This is a genomic window from Colwellia sp. 5_MG-2023, from assembly GCF_030547795.1.
Taxonomy (GTDB): domain Bacteria; phylum Pseudomonadota; class Gammaproteobacteria; order Enterobacterales; family Alteromonadaceae; genus Colwellia.
The window spans coordinates 97783-123225 of record NZ_JAUOPW010000003.1 but is presented as its reverse complement, the minus strand read 5'-3'; the positions used below and the strand labels follow the sequence as shown (position 1 = coordinate 123225).

19 protein-coding genes are annotated in these 25443 nt (G+C 35.6%); 13 read left to right on the top strand and 6 right to left on the bottom strand.

Annotated features, from left to right (window positions below):
• The first annotated feature begins 62 nt into the window (after positions 1–62).
• A complete protein-coding gene (locus Q4496_RS03675) occupies positions 63–2549 on the top strand; it encodes a zinc-dependent metalloprotease (RefSeq protein WP_303609957.1) in 2487 nt (828 codons plus the stop codon).
• A gap of 137 nt (positions 2550–2686) precedes the next feature.
• Here the strand turns inward: Q4496_RS03675 and Q4496_RS03670 are convergent, their stop codons facing one another.
• Entirely contained in the window at positions 2687–3601 is a 915-nt protein-coding gene (locus Q4496_RS03670; RefSeq protein ID WP_215972146.1) for a DMT family transporter, read from the bottom strand.
• Between the two features lie 150 nt (positions 3602–3751).
• On the opposite strand from Q4496_RS03670, the gene Q4496_RS03665 reads away from it, so the two are divergent.
• From Q4496_RS03665 to Q4496_RS03650, 4 genes are read left to right on the top strand one after another with little or no spacing between them, the layout of a single operon-like run.
• On the top strand, positions 3752–5236 hold the full coding sequence (locus Q4496_RS03665) for a PLP-dependent aminotransferase family protein (RefSeq protein ID WP_215972288.1): 1485 nt from the start codon (positions 3752–3754) through the stop codon (positions 5234–5236).
• Complete coding sequence (locus Q4496_RS03660; RefSeq protein WP_303495274.1) at positions 5236–6489, top strand: multidrug effflux MFS transporter; 1254 nt, start codon at positions 5236–5238, stop codon at positions 6487–6489. The genes Q4496_RS03665 and Q4496_RS03660 overlap by 1 nt, the downstream gene beginning before the upstream one ends.
• A 51-nt stretch (positions 6490–6540) precedes the next feature.
• Positions 6541–7197 (top strand): isoprenoid biosynthesis glyoxalase ElbB, encoded by a 657-nt coding sequence (gene elbB, locus Q4496_RS03655; protein ID WP_303609956.1) that lies wholly within the window; start codon positions 6541–6543, stop codon positions 7195–7197.
• A gap of 8 nt (positions 7198–7205) precedes the next feature.
• On the top strand, positions 7206–9194 hold the full coding sequence (locus Q4496_RS03650) for a glycoside hydrolase family 3 protein (protein WP_303609955.1): 1989 nt from the start codon (positions 7206–7208) through the stop codon (positions 9192–9194).
• Positions 9195–9302: 108 nt separating this feature from the next.
• Here Q4496_RS03650 and Q4496_RS03645 read toward each other — a convergent pair whose 3' ends face one another.
• The 3 genes from Q4496_RS03645 to Q4496_RS03635 form a co-directional block, all read right to left on the bottom strand.
• Positions 9303–9467, bottom strand: coding sequence for a hypothetical protein (locus Q4496_RS03645; RefSeq protein WP_252727390.1), 165 nt, complete (start codon positions 9465–9467; stop codon positions 9303–9305).
• Positions 9468–9669: 202 nt separating this feature from the next.
• A complete protein-coding gene (locus tag Q4496_RS03640) occupies positions 9670–10860 on the bottom strand; it encodes an anhydro-N-acetylmuramic acid kinase (RefSeq protein ID WP_303609954.1) in 1191 nt (396 codons plus the stop codon).
• Positions 10850–12325: an OapA family protein gene (locus tag Q4496_RS03635; protein WP_303495273.1), complete on the bottom strand. Its 1476-nt coding sequence runs from the start codon at positions 12323–12325 to the stop codon at positions 10850–10852. Before Q4496_RS03635 ends, Q4496_RS03640 begins: the two co-directional genes overlap by 11 nt.
• Before the next feature lie 267 nt (positions 12326–12592).
• On the opposite strand from Q4496_RS03635, the gene tyrS reads away from it, so the two are divergent.
• The 7 genes from tyrS to Q4496_RS03600 all read left to right on the top strand — a co-directional run bounded on the left by tyrS (position 12593) and on the right by Q4496_RS03600 (position 20888).
• Positions 12593–13792 (top strand): tyrosine--tRNA ligase, encoded by a 1200-nt coding sequence (gene tyrS, locus Q4496_RS03630; RefSeq protein WP_215972141.1) that lies wholly within the window; start codon positions 12593–12595, stop codon positions 13790–13792.
• 406 nt (positions 13793–14198) lie between these two features.
• Positions 14199–16004 carry a S9 family peptidase gene (locus tag Q4496_RS03625; RefSeq protein WP_252727389.1) on the top strand — a complete coding sequence of 602 codons (1806 nt, stop codon included), beginning with the start codon at positions 14199–14201 and terminating at the stop codon, positions 16002–16004.
• A 285-nt stretch (positions 16005–16289) separates the two neighbouring features.
• Positions 16290–16793, top strand: a complete 504-nt coding sequence (locus Q4496_RS03620; protein WP_303609953.1) for a hypothetical protein — start codon at positions 16290–16292, stop codon at positions 16791–16793.
• Between the two features lie 2 nt (positions 16794–16795).
• Complete coding sequence (locus tag Q4496_RS03615) at positions 16796–17545, top strand: HlyD family efflux transporter periplasmic adaptor subunit (RefSeq protein WP_303609952.1); 750 nt, start codon at positions 16796–16798, stop codon at positions 17543–17545.
• A gap of 199 nt (positions 17546–17744) precedes the next feature.
• Positions 17745–17876, top strand: coding sequence for a hypothetical protein (locus Q4496_RS03610; RefSeq protein ID WP_303609951.1), 132 nt, complete (start codon positions 17745–17747; stop codon positions 17874–17876).
• An 83-nt stretch (positions 17877–17959) separates the two neighbouring features.
• The gene (locus tag Q4496_RS03605; protein ID WP_303609950.1) at positions 17960–18691 is read left to right on the top strand and encodes a CPBP family intramembrane glutamic endopeptidase; all 732 of its coding nucleotides are present in this window, start codon (positions 17960–17962) and stop codon (positions 18689–18691) included.
• Between the two features lie 73 nt (positions 18692–18764).
• On the top strand, positions 18765–20888 hold the full coding sequence (locus Q4496_RS03600; RefSeq protein WP_368411051.1) for a peptidase domain-containing ABC transporter: 2124 nt from the start codon (positions 18765–18767) through the stop codon (positions 20886–20888).
• A gap of 151 nt (positions 20889–21039) precedes the next feature.
• On the opposite strand, the gene Q4496_RS03595 is transcribed toward Q4496_RS03600, so the two are convergent.
• Entirely contained in the window at positions 21040–22737 is a 1698-nt protein-coding gene (locus Q4496_RS03595) for a Zn-dependent hydrolase (RefSeq protein WP_303609949.1), read from the bottom strand.
• A 241-nt stretch (positions 22738–22978) separates the two neighbouring features.
• Complete coding sequence (gene rpsT / locus Q4496_RS03590; protein ID WP_215973415.1) at positions 22979–23239, bottom strand: 30S ribosomal protein S20; 261 nt, start codon at positions 23237–23239, stop codon at positions 22979–22981.
• Positions 23240–23602: 363 nt separating this feature from the next.
• Here rpsT and murJ point away from each other — a divergent pair, with 363 nt between their 5' ends.
• Complete coding sequence (murJ, locus tag Q4496_RS03585) at positions 23603–25225, top strand: murein biosynthesis integral membrane protein MurJ (protein ID WP_303609948.1); 1623 nt, start codon at positions 23603–23605, stop codon at positions 25223–25225.
• Positions 25226–25443: the final 218 nt, after the last annotated feature.

The window sequence follows — 25443 nt, the reverse complement described above, 5'->3', positions numbered from 1 at the left end:
TTATTTTTATTGAGATACTACCCATTAATCATTTTAATTTAGTTTAATTAATAAGGAAAAAAATGAATTATATCAATCGACTATTATTTATATTATTTTGTGTTACTTCAACAATGAGTTTCGCTGAAAAAGCCACTGTAAGTTTTGCTGAGTTTACAAAAGGTAAAATAGCCCAACAAGGATATTTTTCATTTTATCATGATAAAAAGGAAGGAAAGGTTTATCTTCAAATTGATAATTTTGGCCAAGAATTTTTATTTCAATCGAGTTTACCTCATGGGATTGGTTCAAATGATATCGGTTTAGATCGTGGCCAACTTGGCGACACACGTTTAGTGAAGTTTGAACGGGTAGGTAATAAAGTCTTTTTAAAACAGTTGAATACTTATTATCGTGCCGATTCAGATAATTTATTAGAAAAAAAATCAATAGATGAAGCTTTTGCTAGCTCGATTATTTGGGGCTTTACCGTCGTAAATGAAACGGTTGATACGAGGAAAAACACTCAAAAAGTATTAATTGATTACACCCCTTTTTTATTATCAGATATTCATAATATTAGCCAAATATTAAAGGATAAAAAACAGGGGAATTTCAAGGTTGACAACAGTCGCAGTGCTTTATATGCAAAGCGCACTAAAGCCTTTCCTGAAAATACAGAGCTTGAAGCTATGGTTACTTTTACAGGCTCTGGCGCTGGTAGTCATTTAAAATCTGTGACACCTGACTCAAGTTCGGTTACTGTGCATTTACATCATTCTTTGATTAAATTACCTGACGATAATTATCAAACAAGAGCATTTCATCCTTTTAGTGGATTTTGGTCGATAGCTTATGCCGATTATGCCAGTGAAATAGATGAGCCGTTAATCAAACGCTTAATTCCTCGTCATCGCTTAGCTAAGAAATATAGTGCTACAACTGGCAACAGTGTCGCGGTTGAGCCTATTGTTTATTATCTAGATTCTGGTGTTCCTGAACCAATACGTACCGCGCTTATTGATGGTGCTATGTGGTGGGCTCAGGCATTTGAAAGTATTGGCTATAAGGATGCTTTTCAAGTGAAAATGCTGCCAGCTGATGCAGACCCAATGGATGTACGTTACAACGTTATTCAGTGGGTACATAGGGCAACGCGAGGTTGGTCATATGGCGCCTCTGTTATTGATCCTCGTACAGGAGAAATAATTAAAGGCCATGTGACACTTGGCTCTTTGCGTGTACGTCAAGACTATTTAATAGCGTTAGGTTTAACATCGCCATTTACTGCTAAAGATACAGATACAAGTGCGATGAAAAATATGGCTTTAGCCCGTATTAGACAGCTTTCAGCACATGAAGTTGGACATACATTAGGCATTGCGCATAATTTTGCTGCCAGTGTTAATGATAGAGCATCAGTCATGGATTACCCTCATCCTTATATAACACTTGATGAGCATGGCGAAATTGATTTATCTGATGCATATAAAGAAAATATTGGCTTATGGGATAAGTACGTTATCACTTATGGCTATGGCGATTATCAAAATGAGCCAGAGCAGTTATTAGCATTGGTTGCTGACACACAAGCACAAGGGCTTTTATATGCTTCAGATCCTGACGCTCGTTCGTCGTCAAGTACTCAAAGTACAGGTCATTTGTGGGATAACGGTAATAATGCTGCGATTGAATTAACGCGAGTTATACAAGTACGTAAAAAAGCATTGTCAGATTTTGGTTTAAATTCCATTGCTGTTGGAACACCTTTGTCTGAATTAGAGCAAACCTTAGTGCCTATTTATAATTTTCATCGTTATCAAGTAGAGGCTGCCGTTAAATTAATAGCGGGTTCAAACTATAGTTATGAGCTTAAAAAAGACAATCAAGAAGCTGAAACGCAACAGGGCCTTGTTACTGTTTCTGCCGCAATGCAGGAACAAGCTCTCTCATCATTACTAGCAACGCTGAGTAGTGACTTTTTGACTATTCCAGAAAAAATTATCCAACTGATACCACCTAAAGCTTATGGCTATTATCGTAACCGTGAAAGCTTTAACTCACAAACAGGTCTTACATTTGATCCTGTTTCTGCAGCGCAAGCTAGTGCTAAACATACCATAACATTATTATTAAATACTGAACGTTTAGCGCGATTAGCGCAGCAAGCAAGTCTATCTTTTACAGAAAACAAAAAAGGTAAAACACAAGAAAGCGTTTTTTCTGTTGAAGAACTTATTTCACAACTTATTGATAAAACAATAAAGCAACGTCCAGAAAGTGGTTTGGCGTTATTAGTACAGCAACGGGTGAATCAACAAGTTATTGAACAACTGCTTGAATTATGGCATTCGCCAACATCAGTCCCTGAAGTGCGTAGTGCAACGCTCGCGAGTTTAAAAAACATTGAAAATTGGTTAGATGATAATCATGATGATCGAGATTATAAAAAGTTAGCAACTCATTTTAAATTGCTTGAGCAGCAGATAGATTTTAGTTTAAGTGAAGGAAAGCGAGTGGTTATTCCTACAGAAATTACTATGCCACCTGGGTCACCTATTGGTAATTAATTGGTTAACGTTAATCAGCTTATATTAAGTGTTACTCGTTAAATTGTTGATATAAAAAAACGGCATAGCAGGAAGGAGCTGCTATGCCGTGTGCTATTGGCAAATACCTCATATATTGAGTAAATATGCCGTCAGCATTAAGCCTTTGCTGCTGCTTTAGTACTAAATAATCGCTGTAATGTCGATGTTTTAGTTAATACGATTAGGTTACCAAGTAAAACAGAGCTTAAACCAATTACTGTATATTCACTCCAAGCAAAACCTTCGACAACCGTTGAAATAAATACCGCTATAGCGGGAAAAATGATATTTGCATAAGAGGTTTTATGTGACCCAATACGCGTCATTAAACTTAAATAGCAGCCAAAAGCGATAACAGATCCAAAAAGCGATAAGTAAATTAACGAGGTTAAATAAGCTGGCTCAAATGAAAAGGTAAACTGCTTACCTTGTATAATAACCGCTAGGCTAGTAAAAATAGCGCCATAAAGCATACCCCATGCATTTGCTTGTACAATAGGTACATTATTTTTTTGATTCTTAATCGATATCATATTCCCAATAGAAGCTGAAAAAGTTCCCATTAGGCAAAGACCTAGTCCAAATAGCGTGGCAACGCCTAACTCAATATCGGTTAACTGTGGCCAAAATAATGTGATGATGCCAAATAGACCAAAAGCACCACCAAAGTAAACTTGTTTTGTGATGGGGGTTTTAAAGAATAGCTTGGCATTAACAATATTCATCAACATTAATGTCGAAAAGGCAATACAAGTTAATGCCGAGTTAATATGCTGCTGCGCGTTATAAAGTAGTAAATAGTTTAATCCAAATAAACAAATACCAAAGGCTGCAAATAAGCTGTGCTGCTTGAGAGAAAAACGCATTGGTAAACGCTTTATTTTAGCAAAAGTAAATAAAATCAGGGCCGCTATGGCAAACCGGTAAGTTACTGAAGCTTCAGGAGCAACATCTCCTAATTGATAATTAATGGCAATCCAAGTGGAGCCCCAAATAAGGACAGTAATCAGGTAAAGGAAACTATTATTCATTTTGAATCTCTTTTTTGTTTAATACCTATACCAAATAAATAAAGGTAAATTTCGAAAGCGAATGACAGTATAGAGTTTATTTGTTTTAATAACATATACAAAATAATGAAAATGAAACCTATACAGTTTTTCGACTTAAAGATTGATACTATGCAATTACTTGATAAAACCTCTCCTGCTTTTTTATATCAACAAGTTATCGAATTTATTGATTACCAACAAAAAACAGGTGTTTTATTGCCAGGAGATAAGTTACCAAGTTTACGTAAGTTAAGCCGTCAATTTGAAATAAGTGTGCCTACCGTTAAGCAAGCTTATATTGAATTAGAACGTCAGGGGCGTGTTTGTGCTAGGCCACAGTCAGGTTATTACTTAATGGCACAGCGAACGCGAACATTGAAACCTATGCCAACAAAGTGGTCTCATTGTGCACCAGCAACTGTTCAGTGTCGAAATATGATAGAGCAAGTGTACGAAGCGGTACATATACCTAATACTGTTGCTTTAGGTATATCAAATCCTATCCAAGCCAATCCGCCAGATAAAACACTAGCAAGATTAATGCGTTCAGTTTTATCAAAAGTGGCAGAAAAAGCGGTGAGCTATGGCCCTGTTACAGGTGATGCTAAATTGCGTATGCAGTTAGCTTTTCGCTACCAAGAACAAGGCATTGTTATTAATTCCGATGAAATTGTTATCACGAATGGCGCGCAAGAAGCATTGTCTATTGCACTACAATGTGTTGCACAAAGAGGGGATGTTATTGCGGTAGAGTCCCCCTGCTTTTTTGGCATAATTGAATTAATTGAAACCTTAGGAATGAAGGCTTTAGAAATCTATACTTGCACAGAAGAAGGGGTTTGCTTAAGTGAACTGACAACCGCAATTCAAAAACACCCTATTAAAGCTTGTTTATTTTCTTCGGCAATAAATAATCCTTTGGGCTCAATGAAAACTGATGTGCAACGACAAGCGCTGGTGAGCCTACTTGAAAAACATGATTTGCCATTAATTGAAGATGACGTATACAGTGAACTGTACTTTACAGATAAAAAACCTAAACCGGCGCAGTTATATTCTGAAAAAGGGCTAGTGATGACGTGTTCATCATTTTCTAAAACAGCGGCCCCAGGTTATAGAATTGGTTGGTTATTACCTGGTAAGTTTGAAGAACAGGCTAAACGTGTCAAACGAGCACAATCATGCTCAACGCCAATGTTACAACAATGGACTTTAAACGAGTATATACAAAGCGGTGATTATGATCGTCATTTAAGTGTTTTGCGTAAGAAGCTAATTTACAACTGTGAACGTATGCGTGCTTTAATTGCGGAATATTTCCCAAGTGAGGTGTGTGTTTCTAAACCTCAAGGTGGAAGTGTATTATGGCTTAGGTGTCAGTCACACGTTAATACTAGTGAGTTTTTTCAAGAAGCCATAGAGCAAGGTGTAAGCTTCGCGCCAGGCGTTATATTTTCAATGTCAGGCAAGTATGCTAATTACATGCGTATTAGTTTTGGTGTGCAATGGAATGAACAAGTAGAGAATGCAATCCAAACGTTAGGTCGTTTAGTATTTAAGTATTCTCATAACGACAACATTAATAATAAAATTGATCAAAAGGACACGTTTTAGTGGAATCCGAAAATACATTTAAGGCTGAAAAGTCAGTACAGATATCACTTAAATTGCTTTTACCTTTACTTGCATCAATTATGGCGTTATCACCATTAGCTATTGATCTGTATTTGCCGGCAATGCCCGTTTTAGCTGAACACTTAGCCACCGATATGCCTATGGTACAAAACTCTTTGAGCATTTACTTATTAGGTTATGCTTTGGGGCTGATTTTATTTGGTCCAATGGCAGATCAGCATTCACGTAGAAAAATGGTGATCTTTGGTATCAGTGGTTTTTTACTGGCAAGTTTATTACTGCCTTTTGCGCTAAATATTGAGCAGTTTTTATCATTACGTTTTGTACAAGCGTTTATTAGCAGTGCAGCAACCGTTGTTATTCCTGGGACAATACGAGAATATTATAAAAAAGATACTGCCAAAGGATTGTCGTATGTATCTATGATAATGATGGTAGCGCCAATGATCGCACCCAGTATCGGTAGTATCTTATTGGTAGCGCACAGCTGGCAATTAATTTTCTATGTGCTGGCTTTTTACAGTGTTGTTGTTTTAGTACTCTCTATGAAGTATTTGCCAGATGCAATTAAACCGAGTTCTGCTAATGCTAACTTGGGCACAAACAATGTAGAGCAGGTTAAAGCAATTAATTTTTTAGAACGCTATAAAATTGTCTTCTCTAATCATGAAGCTAGGTTAGATATTATTAGTTCCATGATGATTTCATTAGCCTTTTTTTCTTATATTACGGCAATTCCCTTTGTATATTTGACCGTATATAAGGTTTCAGAATTAAGTTTTAGTGTTTTATTTGGTATTAACGTTGCAGGGCTAATGACGGCTCATTTTATTAATGCGCGTTTAGTTTCTCGTAAAGGCTCAAGAAAAATGTTGCGTTATGGCTTAATTATCTCGCTGATTTCATCAGCATCCTTGGTTATCGTAAACCTTTTATCAATGTCTGTTGTGTTCACTGTGTTATCTATCTTGCCGTTAATGGGCAGTATTTCAATGGTTGCTGTTAATTCTGACGCTTTAGTTTTTACTAAGTTTCCTGAACAATCTGGCACTGCAACTGCAGTAATAGGCACTTTGCGTTTCGGTGTTGGTGCTTTAGCTGGACCAATTTTAGCCTACTTTTATGATGGTAGTGCGTTACCTTTCGCAGGGTTAATGTTTTCTTCTGTGTTATTGGTGCTTTTATGCCAATTAATTATTAGTATAAATGAACAACAGAAAAAAATAGCGTAAAATATCAGTATTAAGATCTTAGTATTAGGCTGTCAGTGATAAGGATAAAAAATGAAAAAAGTTGCGGTAATTTTAAGTGGTTGTGGTGTTTATGATGGTAGTGAAATCAATGAAACAGTACTAACGTTACTGGCTATTGAACAAAATAATGCAAGTTATTGTTGTTTTGCACCTAATATTGAACAGCATCATGTGATTAATCATTTAACTGGCGAGGTCAGTGAGAATGAGAGTCGTAATGTGTTAGTTGAATCAGCTCGTATGGTACGCGGTAATGTTGACGATCTATGTGAATTACGAGTACAAGACTTCGATGCTATTATTGTGCCTGGTGGTTTTGGTGTTGCAAAAAATTTATCTAACTTCGCACTAGATGGCGATAATTATCAAGTAAACGACCAAGTGTTATCTGCCTGCCAAGCATTTGCAAAGGCAGAAAAACCTGCTGGTTATATGTGTATTGCTCCGGCTATGTTGCCATTAATTTACCCTAAAGGAGTACAAGGGACTATTGGTACTGATAGAGATACTGCATCGTTAATTACTGCCAAAGGATTGATACATAAAAATTGTGGTGTTGACGATATTGTTATTGATGAAACGCATAAGCTAGTGACAACGCCTGCTTACATGCTCGCTACTTCAATAAGTGAAGCAGCCTCAGGTATTAACCGTTTAGTACATAATGTTTTGGCTTTAGTTAAGTGATAAACAAGGTGATAAAAAACGGATCATTATTTGTTTTTTACTTTTTTTTCAGCTGCTTACTTTCAGGTAAATCTTATGCTTTACCTAGTAATGCAGCTAGCCAATTATCCGTTAATAAAACATCGAACTCTCCTATGACAGCCAAAAGCAATAATTCAATACAACTTTCTGACTTTGAAAAACAATTAGCAGCTAAAATGGCACTTGATATCCGTTATTTTTGCTCAGAAAAACCGATGAATACTACTGGGCGTTGTTTAGAGCCGGTGACTGAATTACCGAAAACCTTAGCTGATGCTATTACGACAACAGGTATTGGGAGTGTAGTGCTTTTTGCTGAAAACTTATCAACAACAAAACAAATTATTCAGTTAACGCATGATTTACAAGCAGCAGCAGTTAAGTCAGATTCGCAACAACCGTTAATTATTTCTATTGATCAAGAAGGTGGCAGGGTAGTGCGTTTGCCTCAAGCCACATCATTTGCAGGTAATATGGCAATAGGTGCTACTTATCAATCTAAAGGTATCGAATTTGCTACGCAAACGAGTATGGTTATTGCTAAAGAGTTAATGTTATTAGGAATTAACAACAACTATGCTCCTGTTGTTGATGTGAATACTAATGCGATGAACCCGGTTATTAACACACGTTCTTTTGGTGAAGATCCAAAGCTTGTTGCTGAATTAGGCGCAGCAGTTGTTAATGGCTTACAAAATCAGGGGATCATGGCAACGCTCAAACATTTTCCTGGCCACGGTGATACTCATATTGATAGTCATTTAGGATTACCTCTTGTTGAACATGATTTAGCGACGATAGAAAGTAAAGATTTAACGCCATTTGAGTGGGCAATTAAACACAGTGATCCTGCGATGATCATGACTGCACATATACAATACCCAGCATTAGATAATTCAACGATTGCCAACCTTAAAGGCGAAAAAATTATTCGACCAGCAACAATGTCTCGAAAAATACTGACTGATTTGTTAAGAAATAACATGGGATATAACGGTATTATTGCGACAGATGCACTAGATATGGCAGGTATTGCGCATTATTTTAATGAAGTGACCGCCGTGGTCGAAACCTTCGTTGCAGGCGCTGATTTAGCCGTAATGCCGTTTAAAATAAGAAAAGTTGAAGATATTGATAAATTTAAGCTATTTGTTAAGGCTGTTGCTGAAGCATTACAACAAAAAATTAATAAAGATGAATTTTCAATAGCGGAAGTTAAACAGTCTGTTCAGAGAATAAATAGCTATAAACGAAAATATATAGCGCTACCAGAAATGTCTCTAGATAAGAGAGTTACGTTAGCAGAGCAGTATATAGCACAAGAACAACATTTATTGCTTGAACAAGCCTTAGCAGATAACGCTGTGGTGTCACTGATTGAAAATCAAGACAAGTTCCCAGTGGATGTTGAGCGTATTTCACGTATTCATTTGTTTGTACTGACTTGGCAAGAGTTTCGCGCTTTAAAAGCAGCGATCATTTTTCATTGGCAAAGCTTAAATCAATTAGCACCACAAATTAGCGCAACAGTGGTCGCAGAGCGTGATGCACAATCACAAATACATCAAGGTGATAAATTAGCTAAAGCCGATCTTATTATTGCAACAGTTGATACTAAGATAGCGAGCGCAGTTGATATTGGTGGCGCAGAAGATGTATTAACTCAAGCGTATGTTGCTAATAAACAAGGTAATGTGAGTTATGAGCAGTTACTTGCTTACCAGTTACAACAAGCTAAGCAACGAAAAGTAGCGAGTATGTTGATTGCTAAAGGGTCGCCTTACTTATTAACCCCTTATACTAAGCTAGCAGACTCAATTCTAGTGACATTTGACGATAGAATTTATAACAACAGTAATGATATAGCATACAGCCCCGGTTATCAGACGAGTATTGCTATTATGTTAGGTAAGCAAAAAGCATTAGGAGTATTACCGGTTAGTCTACCGAAATATAGTGAGTTATTACTTAACTGATAAAAGAAAGCCCATAAAATACAAAATTTCATGGGCTTTAGTTTTGAATATTCAAGTTTACACTAAATTTGCACTGACGATCACTGTGCTAATTCTAATTAGCACAATCTAATAAAAGGTATCACCTTTATTATGTGCTTGTGGATCTTCGATAAGTTCTTCAAACTCCACTTCAAAATTATTGTTATTGTAAGTATCCGCCATGTAGATTGTTCGGGTTGAGCCATCTATCCAAGTGACAGTGCCGCTACCCTTTCGACTACCGCATTTCATACCTATATGTATCTCATTAAATTCCATGACCTTCCTACCTCCTAATGTTAACACTGATATTTAGACGACGCTATGAATGGTTAGTTCATTTTTTAACCAATATTTTTAATGTGTCGCTTGTTTTAAAACAAATTCAACTTGGTTGTTTTTTATACTGTTCAGGATTCATTATAGAGATAATATTAATCTTTACTAGTGCATTCTAGGGTAAATACTCATTACCAAGGGTGCAACATTTGCTAGCCCCCGTTACCGTTGACATACTGCTTAATAACTTTTTGTCATAAGCAAAGGCCAGCCAGGCAAAAGCTATTGCCTCTAATTGATCTCCATCTATATCTTTTTGATTAGTAAGAAGAAGTTTGTAATTTTTATATTGTAGAGCCAGTTGTTTATCTATGGTATCTTTTAAAATTTTATTATGAGCACCGCCGCCACAAAGGTATATTTTAGTGCTAGCTTCATTATTAGGACTGTGCTGCTTAATTGCGTCAACAATAGTTATCGCTGTTAACGCGGTAAGCGTTGCTTGCACATCTTCATTGCTAATGTGAGTGAAGTTAGTTAGCTGGCGCTTTAGCCATGATAAATGGAAATATTCTCGACCAGTACTTTTGGGATGAGGAAGTTGAAAGTAATTGTCAGATAAAAACAGTGTTAGCAATTCAGCATTAATTTGACCTTTTCTTGCCCAATTACCATTCTCGTCATATTTCGTTTTACTGTGAGGGTTATGTAAGCTAAACCAGTCATCCATCAATGCATTACCTGGGCCTGAATCATAACCACAAACTTCTTGCTTATCAGTTGCAGGTAAAAAAGTAAGATTGGCTATACCGCCTATATTAACAACAAAAACATCAGCACCATTATCACTGCTCTGACGCTCACTAAAAATGGTTTGATGAAAAGCCGGTACTAACGGAGCTCCTTGTCCTCCTAATGCCATATCTTTGCGGCGAAACTGCCCAATGACACGAATATTCGTCAAGGTTGCTAATGTTTGATTGCAGCCAATTTGTAAAGTAAATGGGTGGGTTATCAGTGGCCTGTGACGAATAGTTTGACCATGGTTACCAATGGCAATAATGTCGGAATAATTCAATTGTTGCTGTATTAAAAAGTTGTTAACTGCAGCGGCAAAGAGTTTTGCTAACTCAACATCTAATGCAAAGGCACGATCAATTTCATTATTAGTAGGATTATAAAGCGACTGAATTTTTTCTGCTGTTTCATTACTATATGCTTGATAGTAACTAGCGTGATGTTTAAGTAGGTTATTCTGATCGAAGGAAACTAAAGCCAAATCAATGCCGTCAGCACTTGTGCCTGACATTAAACCAATATAGTAGGTAGGCGCGTTTGAAGTACTTAATTTTGTATTAATCTTCATTTTTAGGTGTTTGCTCCTCGGCAATACTTACAGCCAAAACGATACGTTTTGAATCGTCCAGCTCTTTTAAACGTTGTTTCGAAATTGTGGTAAATTCAGCTTTAAATTCTTTAGCGATTGGTTTTGAATCAGGCAGTTTTACTGTTCTAGGATTACGGTGTACACCATTAAGTAAAAACTCATAATGTAAGTGGGGTCCTGCAGCCAACCCTGTTGCGCCTACATAACCAATAACTTGCCCCTGTTTTACACGTTGACCTTTTTTAACCGCTCGTTTTGAAAAATGTAAATACTTAGTTACTATGCCATTACCATGCTGGATAAACACATAATTACCATTGTATTTGTTATAAGTTGAATGCGTAACCTTACCATTGCCTGCTGCTACTACTGGAGTACCTGTTTTCGCTGCATAATCAACTCCTCTATGCGCTTTCCAACGCTTTTGTACTGGGTGAAAGCGTTTAGGTGCAAAACTAGAACTAATATACTTAAAGTTTACGGGAGCTCTTAAGAAAGCCTTACGCATACTTTTGCCACCAGGAGTATAATATTCACCATCAGTAAATCTTACTGCTTGAAATGGGTCTTTTTGGTTAATAAATTCGGCAGCTAAAATATTTCCTGTACCAATGTATTCGCCTTCAACATATTTTTTCTCATAAATTACATGAAAACTATCGCCTGCACGTATATCTAAAGCAAAATCTATATCCCAACCAAAAATATTAGCAAGTTCAATAATTTGTCGATCACTTAAGCCGGCAGCTGTTCCTGCATTCCAAAAATTTGAATTAATCGTTCCGTGTGCATAATCTTGTGTAATATCAACAGGTTTACTTTCTTTATGTGATTGATAGCTATCACCGACAAGATTGATATACAAAGTATCTGTTTTTGATAACGGATATTCAAGCGCTGTTATTTTTTGTTCATTATTGGTGGCAATGCGCAGCGTATCGCCGACGTTCATTTTGAGTAGTAGTTTACTGTCTTTCCCTTTAGCACTACTAACAGCATAAGTATCTTGCGCACTAAACCCTAAGCGTTTAAATATTCTTGCTAATGAATCTCCGCTACGAACTTTCACGGTTTGCCAAGACATGTCACTTTGTTGTTCTGAATTTACTGTTGTGGTTAGGTCATTTTCATCGGTTAGTTGGTTTTCTGGTGATGGTACAGCGGTAGGGATTTCTATCTCAACCGGTGTGGAAAGTGGTTGTTCAGCTGAAGATTTTTCAGGAATTGCTACTTGGTAACGCTTACCAACCTCAAGGCTTTGCTTATTTGTTTTGTTGGTTAATTCATGCTTACTTGGCAGCAATATTATGAACAAAGTTAATATTGATATACTAATAATTATTGCACGATGTTTTTTGGGTAATTGTTTAAAATTTGTCAGTAAGCTAAGAAAAACTTTATGAAGTGTTTTTAATTGTCGTTGTATTATTTGTTGTTTATTCACGGAGATAAGTGTTTACTTTATATTGGTAATAAAAATACGACAATTGTCGCTAATTCATAACAATTTGATTTTATTGGAACGGGGGAAATTAAATCAAATTAGTATCGTCTCGCACTATATCAAAGTTTTTAGCAAAGTTTTCAGAAAAATTTTTATAAAAGTTGTTACAAAAAATGGCTACATCGATTTTTATACTGTTATGTAGCAGATAAAATGAGTAGAATTCAGCCATTGAAATAAATATATAGCTAGCCAATGGAGCTAAAAATGACGGATGTAAGTCAAGCGTTTGCAGAATTGAAGCGCGGTTCAGAAGAAATATTAGTAGAAGAAGAGTTACTCGCAAAACTTAAAACAGGTAAGCCGTTAAAAATTAAAGCAGGATTTGACCCTACAGCCCCAGACCTACATTTAGGTCACACTGTTTTAATCAATAAATTACGCCAATTTCAACAGCTAGGTCATGATGTTATTTTTCTGATTGGTGATTTTACCGGTATGATAGGTGACCCAACGGGTAAAAATGTTACCCGTAAACCACTTACTAAAGAAGATGTACTCGCCAACGCTGAAACTTATAAAGAGCAAGTGTTTAAAATATTAGACCCAGCTAAAACCACTGTGGCATTTAACTCTACTTGGATGGAAAAATTAGGCGCTGCAGGTATGTTGCAGTTAGCTTCCCGTCAAACGGTTGCTCGCATGATGGAGCGTGATGATTTTAAAAAGCGTTATGCCAATGGCCAGGCGATTGCCATACATGAATTTATGTATCCACTTGTGCAGGGCTGGGATTCAGTAGCACTTGAAGCTGATGTTGAGTTAGGCGGCACAGATCAAAAGTTTAACTTGTTGATGGGGCGTGAATTACAGAAGTCTGAAGGGCAACGTCCACAAACTGTATTAATGATGCCTTTACTTGAAGGCTTAGACGGCGTGCAAAAAATGTCTAAGTCATTAGGGAATTACATTGGTATTACTGATAGTCCATCAGATATGTTTGGTAAAATCATGTCAATTTCAGATGTACTTATGTGGCGTTATTATGAGCTATTGAGCTTTAAGCCTTTAGCTGAAATTGAAGGCTATAAAACTGAAATCGAGCAAGGTAAAAACCCACGTGATGTTAAAATTGATTTGGCAAAAGAATTAATAGCACGTTTCCATGATGAAGCAGCAGCAGAAGCGGCTCATCACGAATTTATTAACCGTTTCCAAAAAGGTGCAATGCCAGATGAAATACCAGAGCTTGAATTAGTTGTTGAAGGTGGTGAAATCGCTATAGCTAACTTATTAAAAGAGGCTAACTTAGTTGGCAGTACTTCTGATGCTTATCGTATGATCAAGCAAGGTGCTGCTAAAATCGATGGTGAAAAAATTACCGATAGAAATTTAGTGATCGTAAGCGGTAGTAATGCGATCTATCAAGTTGGTAAACGCAAATTTGCTCGCGTTAGTGTTAAATAACGTTTAAGTTATTACTCCCATCAAAATAAGCCAGTCTGTTGACTGGCTTAATTCTTTTCTTTATTGGCATTTCGCTAAAACTCAGCCGTTAACCGTGTTAATTATCTCATCTAAAGTTAATTTTTTTGATGTTTTAAGTTATATAAGCTTTTATTTTACATAACTTTTTCTTATGATGGGTTTAATAAAGATAATTGATTTAAGAAATCTGGACTAATCGTTTTGATTTGGAATAGTCAACTTAGGGAGTGAAACACAAAATATTATGGCTAATATATACATTAAAAAATTAAATAAACTTTCGAGCTACATCATTATTACTCTACTTATAGGGTGCTATATATATACGACTCAGACTCGCGCCGCTACATTAGAAAACTTTTCTCGCCATTTAGAATATTATGATATGAAAATATCCCCAGATGGTAAGTATTTAGCCGCATCAGTTAATGTTGATGGTGATAAAAGCTTGGTCTTTTTAGATGCTAAAACGTACGAAGTAACATATATACTTAATTCTGGAGGAAAAAATCAAGCTGCTGATTATTACTGGGTCAACAATGAACGTGTAATCATCCAACTAGAGCAGTTACGTGGTTCGTTAGAAGAGCCTATTAACTTAGGTGAACTCTACGCGATTAATTATGACGGTCGAAAAGGGAAAATGATTTTTGGTTACCGCTCAAAAGCCGGTATTGTTTTATCAGGTCATGCAGGTTTTCTAATTGATATTTTGAAGGAGGATGATAAAAGTGTCTTAATTTCAAAGCAACTTCTATCACGTAAATCTGATGTGCTTCCTCAGGTTGTTAAGTTAAATGTATATTCAGGTAAAGAAAACCGCCTGAAAACTGCCCCTATTCCTTATAGTAAATTCCTTGTTGATAATGATGGTCAACCACGCTTCGTTGCTGGGGTTGATAATGACTACAACGTTAAGCTTTTTTATTCAAAAGATAGAGATAGTGAATGGCAAGCGTTTGGTGAAGATTTTAACGGTGAATTTACACCGATTTCTTTTTCACCAGATAATGAAAGTGTTTATGCATTAAAAGCTGAAAATGGTGAAGCAAAAGGATTATATAAATATAACCTTGCAACAAAAGAAGCAAAGTTGCTTTATAAAAGTAAGCTTGTTGATCCCACCCATGTCATTCAATCGAATGTGAATAGTGTCTTTGGTTTACGTTTAGATGAAGATTATCCGAGTTATATTTACCTAGATGATGATAACGAGGAAGCGAAAATACATAAAGCATTATATGGTGCTTTTAAAGGAAGTAAGATTGCTATCACAAGTAAAACAAGAGATGGTAATACTATTATCGTTAAAGTTAATAGTGATAGAAACCCTGGCTCTTTTTATTCCTTCAATACTAAAACGATGGCAGCAAAGCATTTATTTAAGAGTGCTTCTTGGATTAAACCTGAAGAAATGTCACCGGTAGAGCCTTTCAGAATAAAAACGCCTGACGGACTAACGTTAAATGGCTTCTTAACCTTACCTAAAAATAAAACCAAAAACCTACCTACCGTTGTTCTTCCTCATGGCGGCCCACATGCGAGAGATTATTGGGGATATGACCCACAGGTACAGATGTTAGCTAATGCAGGGTATGTTGTTGTACAAGTTAATTTTCGGGGTTCTGAAGGCTATGGTAAAGCCTTTATGGAAGCTGGTTACACAAATTGGGGAACCAAAATTCAAGATGATATTTTACTAGCACTCAATTATGCGGTTCAAGAAGGTATTACGGATAAAAATAGAGTTTGTATTTTTGGTACAAGCTTTGGTGGCTACAGTGCTTTACAAAGTGCAGTTAGAACGCCTGAGTTATTTAAGTGTGCTATAGGTTATGCCGGTGTATATGACTTACCAATGTTATACAAAGAAGGGGATATAACGTCGCTTAAATGGGGCGGAGCATTCTTAGATACAACATTAGGTACTGATGTAGAGCAACAACGTGAGAACTCGCCTGTATACCACGTAGATAAATTAAAAGCGCCGGTACTGATTATTCACGGTGAAGATGATCAAAGAGCACCTATTGAGCATGCAGAAAAATTAAAAAAAGCGCTTGATGAACATAAACACCCTTATGAGTGGTTAGTAAAAGATAAAGAAGGTCATGGTTTTTATAATGAAGCTAATATTTTGGAAGCAAATAAGAAAATACTTTCTTTCTTAGAAAAACATATAGGTACATAAATCAAGTTGTTAAATTACTAACATTACTTAAACTAGTTTAGGTGTTTCCCCATATTATATTAAGTATGTAATATGGGGGAAGTCTGAAAGAAATTTATCAATGATTAAAGTAATAATTTCAAATCAAAATGAATAAATACTTCAATAATTATCGTTAAGTATTATTACGGTAAAATCTCTGTGTTATTAAATTAATATAAGACTAAATTAATTTCTCATTTCTAACTTGACGAAAATATCTCTTTTGACTACATTTTATTTAACTATGTATTGAAAGGAGTTGATATGTCGTTATTTAGAAAGGAAGCTATTACCCACCAAAGTACGCGTTTAACCGGCGCTATTACTTTAGCTCAACCATTATCAATTAAGCTAACTGTAACCCTTATAGCTTCTGTAGTTATTGCTATTATTACCTTTCTGTTTAATGCTGAATATTCTCGTAAAGAAACCGTTCGTGGTTTTTTAATGCCTAGCAAAGGCGTCATTAAAAGCTTTGCTAATCAAAGTGGCACCATAGACAAACTTTGGGTAAAGGAGGGGGATAAGGTTGTTAAAGGACAATCACTTGCTACTATCATAGTTCAGCAAAACAATGGTAAGGGTGTTGATTTAAGTATACAACTTGCCGAGCAATTAAATGCCCAAGAAAACTTATTAAGTGATGAAATATCACAACATCAAAGTTTAAAAGTACAAGAGTTATCTAATTTAAAAGATCAAAGAATAGCGTTAAATAATGAAAAAAAATCTCTTGAAAAACAATTAACATTGTCTGAAGAAAGTTAATATTGTTGAATGAACAACAAGTTAATTTTAATCAATTGAATAAAAAAGGTTACCTATCTAACTTAGAAAAAGATAGTCAACATCAAGCACTGCTTGAAGCAAAGCAAGAAAAACAAAATATAGCGCGTTTATTACTTCAACATCAAAATCAACTCAATCAAGTTGCTTTTAATATTAAAAATATTCCTCAGCAATTTACTTTACGTATAAATAGCTTAAAGCGCCAACAAGCAGACCTACAACGCCAACTTGCTCAAGTCGCCAGCAATTATAAATACACTATCACGGCGAGTAATAATGGTGTCATCACGGGTATTCAAGTTGTTGAAGGTGAAACACTGTCACAAAGCAAAGCACAATCTACACCTTTGCTGCATATATTGCCGGAAGGTTCTGAGCTGGTTGCTGAGTTGTTATTGCCTACACGTTCAGCTGGCTTTATTCGAGTGGGTAATAATACCCGTTTACGTTTTGATGCTTTTCCTTATCAACGCTTTGGTTTTATCAATAGTGAAATTACGCGTATTGATCAAACATTAATATCCCCTAATGAAGTGCAATTACCTGTATCACTGCAAGAACCGGTTTATCGTTTACGGGCTAAATTGAATCAACAACAAATGCAAGCATTCGGGAAAGCGTTTGATTTAAAAAGCGGTATGTTGTTTGAAGCAGATATTATGCTAGAACAACGCACCTTAATTGAATGGTTACTTGAACCTATCTATAGCTTGAAAGGTCGAGTTAGTTAAATGGTTTAGAAGGAAATTGAAAAGAATTTTTCTGCCGAGGGTGTTTAATCTGAATAGCCTCGCTGGAAAATAGAGTGGCTGACTTTAGTAAAACTTTAGCAAGAACAACTAAAATCAGCCTATTAATCGCTAGTTCATATAAATGAATTAGCATTTAACAACCCAGCAATTACATGCTGGATATATGGAGTATAACATTATGCGTGAATTAAACGTAAATGAAATTAAACAAGTAAATGGTGGTGGTCTTTGGGGATTCGCATTGAAATGGGCTGGTAGAATTGCAACGCGTCCAGGGCCTGATAGATATATGGGGCAATTTCATGGTTAATTCGTAATTACAATTAACTATTAAGCAATTGAATACTTTATTCAATTGCTTAAATTACATGCTATATCAGGACTTATAAAATTATGGCTATTCAAAAGGATAATAATAAAACATCCTCATTGCTGGATACTTTATTATGGTTTTTATTTTTAGTTTTGGGGTTACCTTTTATTTCAGGTTTGATCATTTTCTTATCTGGTTTCTTTGGTCTTTTTTTAGATGATATATCCACTTTCGAAGAATTAGATACAAATTTAGGTTTTAATGCTTCAATATCAATTGTTTCTATTGTCTTACTTTTACTCTCTCTTAAATATGCTCTTCCGCCAAACAACCAAAAAAGTATATATAGCCGATTGGCTTTAAAGCCTTTAGTCTTTATAAAACTGATCCCTATTTTATTAGTAGTCTTCACATACTCAGTATTAGAATGTTCTCTATTTTACTTAGGTATTATTGAAACGCCTGTTTTTATTATAGATTTCATGGCTCAAATCGATAGTGTAATGAAAGTGGTATTACTTTTTTTTGTTGTTGGAATTATAGGTCCTATTTTTGAGGAAATTGTTTTTAGGGGCTTTCTTTTCTATAAGTTAAAACATGTTTCTCTGAATCCAGCTCTCATTATTGTTATTACAAGCATATTTTTTACATTAATTCATAACCAATATGAAAATATAGAGGTGTTATGTTTAATCTTTATTTCTTCGTGTCTACTAGGAGGAATTAGGCAGTTAACTGGGAATTTATGGTATAGCATTTTGGGGCATATAGTGATGAACTTTACAGCGCTTATTTTTGATTTTTTATCATAGTTTGTAAGGCAGATTTATTTAAATAAGTTAATTCATCAATCCTTTCACAGCAATAAGGCGTTTTTTATACTCAATGAATATTGAAATAGTTAATTTTGAACGAAGGAAAGCCATTCCTTTAATTCTCCAATCTGAAATAGCTGAATGTGGCTTAGCTTCAATGTCTATGATTGCTAACTTTCATGGTCATAAACTTGATATGTCAGCGATGCGAAAGCGCTTTTCTGCTAATTTAAAGGGCATGAACCTTCAACAACTTATTGAGTTAGGCGATAGCTTAGAATTAGCTAGTCGAGCCTTACAATGCCCTATCGATGAAGTGCACAAACTGGTAATGCCTTGTATTTTACATTGGGATTTAAACCATTTTGTAGTGCTGACCAAGCTCTCAGGCAAAGGGCAATCAGCCATATTTTCTATTAATGATCCAGCCGTTGGAAAACGTACATTAAATCTTGAAGAATTTAGCAAACACTTTACTGGTATTTGTTTAGAGCTTACGCCAACCAGTAATTTTGAAGTGAAAGAAGAGCAAGCACAAATGAAATTCACGCAATTGTGGAGTTCAATGTCTGGCTTAAAAGCAGGGCTTGTTAAGTTGATCGCTTTATCGCTTGTGCTGCAGCTGTTTGCATTAATGACGCCTTATTATATGCAATGGGTGGTTGATGAAGTATTAATAAGCTTTGATGAACCATTACTGACTGTATTGGCTATTGGCTTTGCGTTAATTACTGTTATTTCAGTCGTGACTAATGCAGTGAGAAGTTGGTTAATATTACGACTTTCTAGCTTACTTAATATGCAAATGGGCGTAAATTTGCTTAGGCATTTGCTATGTTTACCAATGAATTATTTTGAGTCACGTCATATTGGTGACATAGTGTCTCGTTTTGGTTCATTAGCTCAAATTCGTGAGCGTATTACCACAGGTTTTGTTGAAACACTTGTCGATGGTGTGATGGCTATCACCGTACTGATCATGATGGCACTTTATTCATTGAAACTGACTGCAGTAGTTCTTGCTGCAATAGCATTATATACCATAGTGCGTTTAGCGTTATATCGGCCATTACATCTAGCGACAGAAGAGATGATTCAAAATTCAGCAAAGGAGCAATCAAACTTTTTAGAGAATATTCGTGGCATGCAAACCATTAAGTTGTTTGGTAATGAGTCACAACGGCAAGGTGTTTGGCAAAACCGTTATGCAGAAGTGATTAATAGTGAAATCCGTTTAGGTCGGTTAAATATTAGTTTTGAGTCGTTTAATAAGCTTTTATTCGGTTTGGAGAATGTATTGGTAATCTATTTTGCTGCTCTTATGGTAATGGCGAATAGCTTGTCAGTGGGGATGCTCTTAGCCTTTATTGCTTATAAAGGTCAATTAACACAACGATTTGCTAATCTTATCGAGCAAATTATTCAATTTAAAATGATGCGTTTACACCTTGATCGTATTGCTGATATTGCGTTAACAGAGCAAGAGACTAATCGAGAAGGTGGAGCTACTTTTTCAAATAGTGAAGGTCAAGAGCCGAAAGGGGAGTTAACACTAGAAAACATCTGTTTCAGCTATAGTGATGATCAAGCGCCAATATTAAATAATATAAACCTAACACTTAACGCGAATGATTCTGTTGCTATTACAGGGCCATCAGGCGCCGGTAAAACCACGTTAATGAAGATTATGCTAGGCTTATTGCAACCTACGTCGGGTAAAGTTTACCTTGATGGCAAAGATATTACTCAGCTAGGTCTTAAAAATTATCGTAAAAAAATAGCGGCAGTTATGCAAGATGATACGTTATTGGCAGGGTCTATTGCTGATAATATTAGTTTTTTTGATCCGCAGCCTGATTACTCAAAAATAGAGCAATGTGGCCACTTAGCAGCTATTCATGAAGATATTAATAAAATGACTATGGGTTATAATTCTTTAGTTGGTGATATGGGAGCTAATTTGTCAGGTGGTCAAATTCAACGTTTATTACTCGCCCGTGCGCTTTATCAATCGCCGTGTGTTTTATTTATGGATGAAGCAACAAGCCATTTAGATAAAGAGAATGAAGCTAAAATTAGTGAACAAATTCAGCATTTATCTGTGACTCGAATTATGATCGCTCACAGAGAAGAAACGATCAATATGGCTAAAAAAGTCTATGTATTAAATAATGGATCTTTAGTGAATGGTTAAAGAAAAAACTAGTATTCAAATTATTACCTTAGGTAAAACTGCAAAAGTACAGCCATTAGGTATTTACCTATAAATTATTGAATGGTGCTGGCCTAATATTTTTAGGTGTTAATATTAGGCCAACATTTATACTGTTAACTAAAGAAAATTACTATAAACCCAGTACTTTTTTACCTTGTTTAAAGACTATATCAACAGGGATTTTAGCACTTTCTAAGCGAGCTAAATCGGCCGCTAATGTTTCACTAATAACCCCCTTAGTCGCAACTAATTGTTCAACACCTTTGTAATCACCTGTGCCTTGCAAAGTTAAAATAAGCTCAGATAAAGAGTTAATCGCATCGCTCATTTTATCTATGTTCACGCTATATAACCCTTGTTCATTACGACTGAAAGCGCCTTGCTCTTGGAAGTAGTTAAAGCGAACCATGTTTGCCTTGCCGTGTGCTGAACTTGCGCCAAAGCGAACTGAGCGAAATATGCCAGCCATAAAGGTTGTGTAGTACTCTTCAAGCTTACCTTCGGTAATAACGCCTTTATCTAACAGCTGGCGTATCATGTATAAGCCTAAAATATCTGCTTTACCTTCTTCTAATGCACTAGCATGTTCTTTTAATGATTGGCGTACAGTACCTTTGTCGTTGATGGTATTTTTGATACCTAAACCATGAGCAACTTCATGAAACATGGTGTTAGCAAAGAAGCCTGTGAAAGTAACGTTTTTACGTTGCTCAGGTACAATTAAGGTGTCAGCGATTGGGAGCATAATAGTATCAAACTTAGCACGCATCGCATTTTTAAGCTGTAAACGACGAGTTCCTTTTTTCAGCTGAACTTGTTCGTCATTAGGTAAATTAATTGCGATGGTTTTGCTACCAGCGTTTGAATGGCCAGCATAATATATTACATCGTAAGCATTTAAATCAGCATCAGAGCCAGGTACTTCGGCTTTAAACTCATTTGATACGGGTAACTCTTTTTGTAGTTCAGGTAAATATTGTGCATATTTAGCGAGCTTTTCGCTCCATGTTAAATCTTTAATTAATACATATGATTCAAATGCCGCACGGTAACCGTATAATTGGTCTTCGTAAGTTTCGATTGGCCCAATAACAACATCTATCGGGTTGTTTTTCATATCCATCCAAGCAAAGTCTGAAGCCTGATATTCATCAGTTCTCAGCGCCTCTGCTCGCATTGTAAGATAATTTGCAAACTCTTTATCATCAGCTAAAGTGGCAGCTTTTTCTAAAATTGCTGCTGCACGAATAATCTCATCACTATACATTTCTGAGTAAGCCACTGTAAGTAAATTTCCGCTATCATCACGATCAATAATAGAATATAAGCCATCTTTTTTAGCTAACGTTGCTTTTTCAAATTCGGCTTTAGTCATATTTTTTGGGTAAAACTCTGCACCCTCAGCTTTAGCATCATTTTGTGTTAAAAAAACCTTATCTCCATCTAATCTATCCCAAGGACCGTAATTTATTTCGGCGAAACGACGAACTTTTTCATTCTTAATTGAAGCAAGAAAGGCATTTTTATCTTGTGAAAAAGCTTGTTGCCAAAATAGATCATCCATAATTTTAGAAGCATCAATTAATAAAGCTAACATTTTTTTTTGGTTATCAGATAGGTGACTTAAATCAGCAGAAAGTGTGACTTCTTTGTAAATATCTAAACGATCTTCAAATCCAGGCAATAATTGCGGAGCTGTTTCATTTACTACAGTGTTAGATGTATTCGATTCACTATTACAAGCGCTTAGTGATGTAAGAGTCACTATCACTATCGCAGCAATTTTGGTGAATTTTGTTGTTAAGTGTGATTTTTTTAGCAAAGTCATTATCGTTCTCAATGGTGAGTTAGCATCTTAGTTGGCAAAGAGACTAAAAAAAATAGACTCAAAGTGCAAGAGAACAGCGAAATTAAATACAATTAGTGTGTAAAGTTAGGGAGTATATGGATTTTTGGCATAAAAAAACCGACAAAAAAGTCGGTTTTTTACGTTTACCTTATAAATGATCTACTAAATCAATTCTAAGGTAATAATTTTTCATAAAATAATGCGCATTACTTATAAAATATTATAAAGCTTTAACTGCAGCATTCAAACGGCTCTTACTACGAGCTGCTTTGTTTTTATGAATAAGACCTTTAGATGCATAACGATCTAAAATTGGTGTTGCAGCAGCTAGTTCTTTCGTTGCTACTTCTTTGTCACCAGATTCAATAGCTGTGTTTACTTTTTTAAGTAAAGTACGCATCATTGAACGACGACTTGCATTATTTTGACGGCGCTTTTCAGATTGTACTGCGCGCTTCTTAGCTTGCTTTGAGTTAGCCAAGGTGACTCCTAAAGTATGTAATATATAAGCTTAAATTTAAGGCGACGAAATATGCCTGTTTTTTAGCTGATTGTCAAATGTTTAATTGCCTACTTAATAAAATAATCAATAATTTTTTTAAAAAATAGTAAAAGTGCAATTACAAAGAATATTGTTGGTTTTGTTACCCGTTAAAAATTAAACAAGCAGTTAACCAAATATGTTGTGAACAATGCTAAGTATACATTGTTTAAATGGGTAAAATCATCACATAATAGTAATTATTTTTAGTTACTTATTTTGTTGTTTAGGTTGCACGTTATTTTTACTGCTTAACCGAACAATAAAAGTGGGCGTTTGTTATGTATTATAAGGGTTTTGTTTTTGAGTAAAAAGTTAATTAAATCAGGGGCTATTGTCAGTTTTATGACCTTGGTTTCACGTGTTCTAGGTCTAGTTCGAGATGTTGTTATTGCTAACTTAATGGGAGCAGGAGCGATGGCGGATGTTTTTTTATTCGCCAATAAAATACCTAACTTTTTTAGGCGTCTTTTTGCAGAGGGTGCTTTTGCACAAGCTTTTGTTCCTGTCTTAAGTGAATATCACTCTCAAGATGAAAAAAATTCACTGCGACAGAATACCAATAACGCCCTGATGAATGCCGAAGTTTCTCTTGATGAAACACGACGCTTAATAGCACAAGTTTCGGGTACTTTAGGCGTGATAATTACCTTAGTGACCTTGTTCGGTATGTTAGCTTCTCCTTTATTTGTTGTTTTATTTGGTGGCGGTTGGTTTATTGAATGGTTAAATAGTGGACCAGAGAGTGTCGGCGGTGAGAAATTTGAATTAGCAGCCAGTTTATTAAAAGTAACATTCCCTTATTTATGGTTTATTAGTTTTACTGCACTTGCTGGCGCTGTTTTAAATACTATGGGTAAGTTTGCTGTTGCAGCATTTACACCGGTTTTACTCAATATTGTTATTATTTTAATGGCAATATATGGTGCTGAATATACAGACAGTCCCGCTTATGCACTAGCTTGGGGAGTATTTATTGGAGGCTTAATTCAATTTTTATTTCAAATTCCTTTTTTGTATAAAGCAGGCGTTTTAGTAAAGCCTTGTTGGTCATGGCATAGCAAAGGTGTTACTAAAATTAGAAAGCTGATTGTTCCGGCATTATTTGGCGTTTCTGTTACGCAAATTAATTTATTACTTGATACGTTAATTGCTAGTTTTTTGATAACCGGCTCTATTAGTTGGTTATATTATGCTGATAGATTATTAGAATTTCCATTAGGTTTGTTTGGCATTGGTATTGCCACGGTTGTATTGCCAAGCTTATCAAAACTTCATAGCAATAATGACCCTAAGCAGTTTAGTGCTACGTTAGACTGGGGAATTAAGGTAATAAGCTTTTTTGGCTGGCCTGCTTTGGCTGGTTTAATGGTATTGGCACAACCGATAATTATGGTGCTTTTCATGCGAGGCGAATTTAGTCAAGCAGATGTTTTACAAGTTTCTATGGCTTTATTTGCCTACCTTTCTGGTTTATTGAGTTTTATGTTTATTAAAGTATTAGCGCCTGGATATTATGCTAGGCAAGATACTAAAACACCGGTAAAAATAGGAATAAAAGCGATGGTAGCCAATATGGCTTTTAACCTGATGCTAGCGCCATTTTTTGGTTTTGTTGGTTTGGCTATCGCAACAACCTTGTCTGCAACACTCAATGCTTGGATGTTGTACCGAGGTTTGAAGCAAGCTAAAATTTATCATTTAGCAAAAAGCACTAAAATATTTATGGGGAAATTAATTTTCGCAGCAAGTGTTATGGCGTTAGTTGTTCATCAGTTATCAAATGATTTTGAGGTGTGGCTTAATATGACCTTTTTTGAACAAGTTACACAACTAGTGCTTTGTATCAGTGTTGGTTGTTTAAGCTACTTTATTATGATTTTTGTGTTAGGTGTTCGTTTTAAAGACTTTAAAGTAGAAAGTTAACTTGAAGTTAAATTATACGTAACATAAAAGTGTAAAAATAAAGCAGGCTAGCTACTGATTATTATCACACTTTAATATATAATTCGGCGATTTATTTTTATAAACAGTCGATATAAAGGTTTTTATTTAAGACTTCAGGCCTGTTATTACATTCTATGTTTTATCATGCCTATAACGGAGCATTGCTTTGTGTTTTAATCTTTATATAGGTATTAATT

Coding starts and splice junctions, on each gene's coding strand:
- Q4496_RS03675 (WP_303609957.1), top strand. CDS start 63: ATGAATTATATCAATCGACTATTATTTATATTATTTTGTGTTACTTCA.
- Q4496_RS03670 (WP_215972146.1), bottom strand. CDS start 3,601: ATGAATAATAGTTTCCTTTACCTGATTACTGTCCTTATTTGGGGCTCC.
- Q4496_RS03665 (WP_215972288.1), top strand. CDS start 3,752: ATGCAATTACTTGATAAAACCTCTCCTGCTTTTTTATATCAACAAGTT.
- elbB (WP_303609956.1), top strand. CDS start 6,541: ATGAAAAAAGTTGCGGTAATTTTAAGTGGTTGTGGTGTTTATGATGGT.
- Q4496_RS03645 (WP_252727390.1), bottom strand. CDS start 9,467: ATGAAATGCGGTAGTCGAAAGGGTAGCGGCACTGTCACTTGGATAGAT.
- Q4496_RS03640 (WP_303609954.1), bottom strand. CDS start 10,860: ATGAAGATTAATACAAAATTAAGTACTTCAAACGCGCCTACCTACTAT.
- tyrS (WP_215972141.1), top strand. CDS start 12,593: ATGACGGATGTAAGTCAAGCGTTTGCAGAATTGAAGCGCGGTTCAGAA.
- Q4496_RS03625 (WP_252727389.1), top strand. CDS start 14,199: ATGAAAATATCCCCAGATGGTAAGTATTTAGCCGCATCAGTTAATGTT.
- Q4496_RS03620 (WP_303609953.1), top strand. CDS start 16,290: ATGTCGTTATTTAGAAAGGAAGCTATTACCCACCAAAGTACGCGTTTA.
- Q4496_RS03610 (WP_303609951.1), top strand. CDS start 17,745: ATGCGTGAATTAAACGTAAATGAAATTAAACAAGTAAATGGTGGTGGT.
- Q4496_RS03605 (WP_303609950.1), top strand. CDS start 17,960: ATGGCTATTCAAAAGGATAATAATAAAACATCCTCATTGCTGGATACT.
- Q4496_RS03600 (WP_368411051.1), top strand. CDS start 18,765: ATGAATATTGAAATAGTTAATTTTGAACGAAGGAAAGCCATTCCTTTA.
- Q4496_RS03595 (WP_303609949.1), bottom strand. CDS start 22,737: ATGACTTTGCTAAAAAAATCACACTTAACAACAAAATTCACCAAAATT.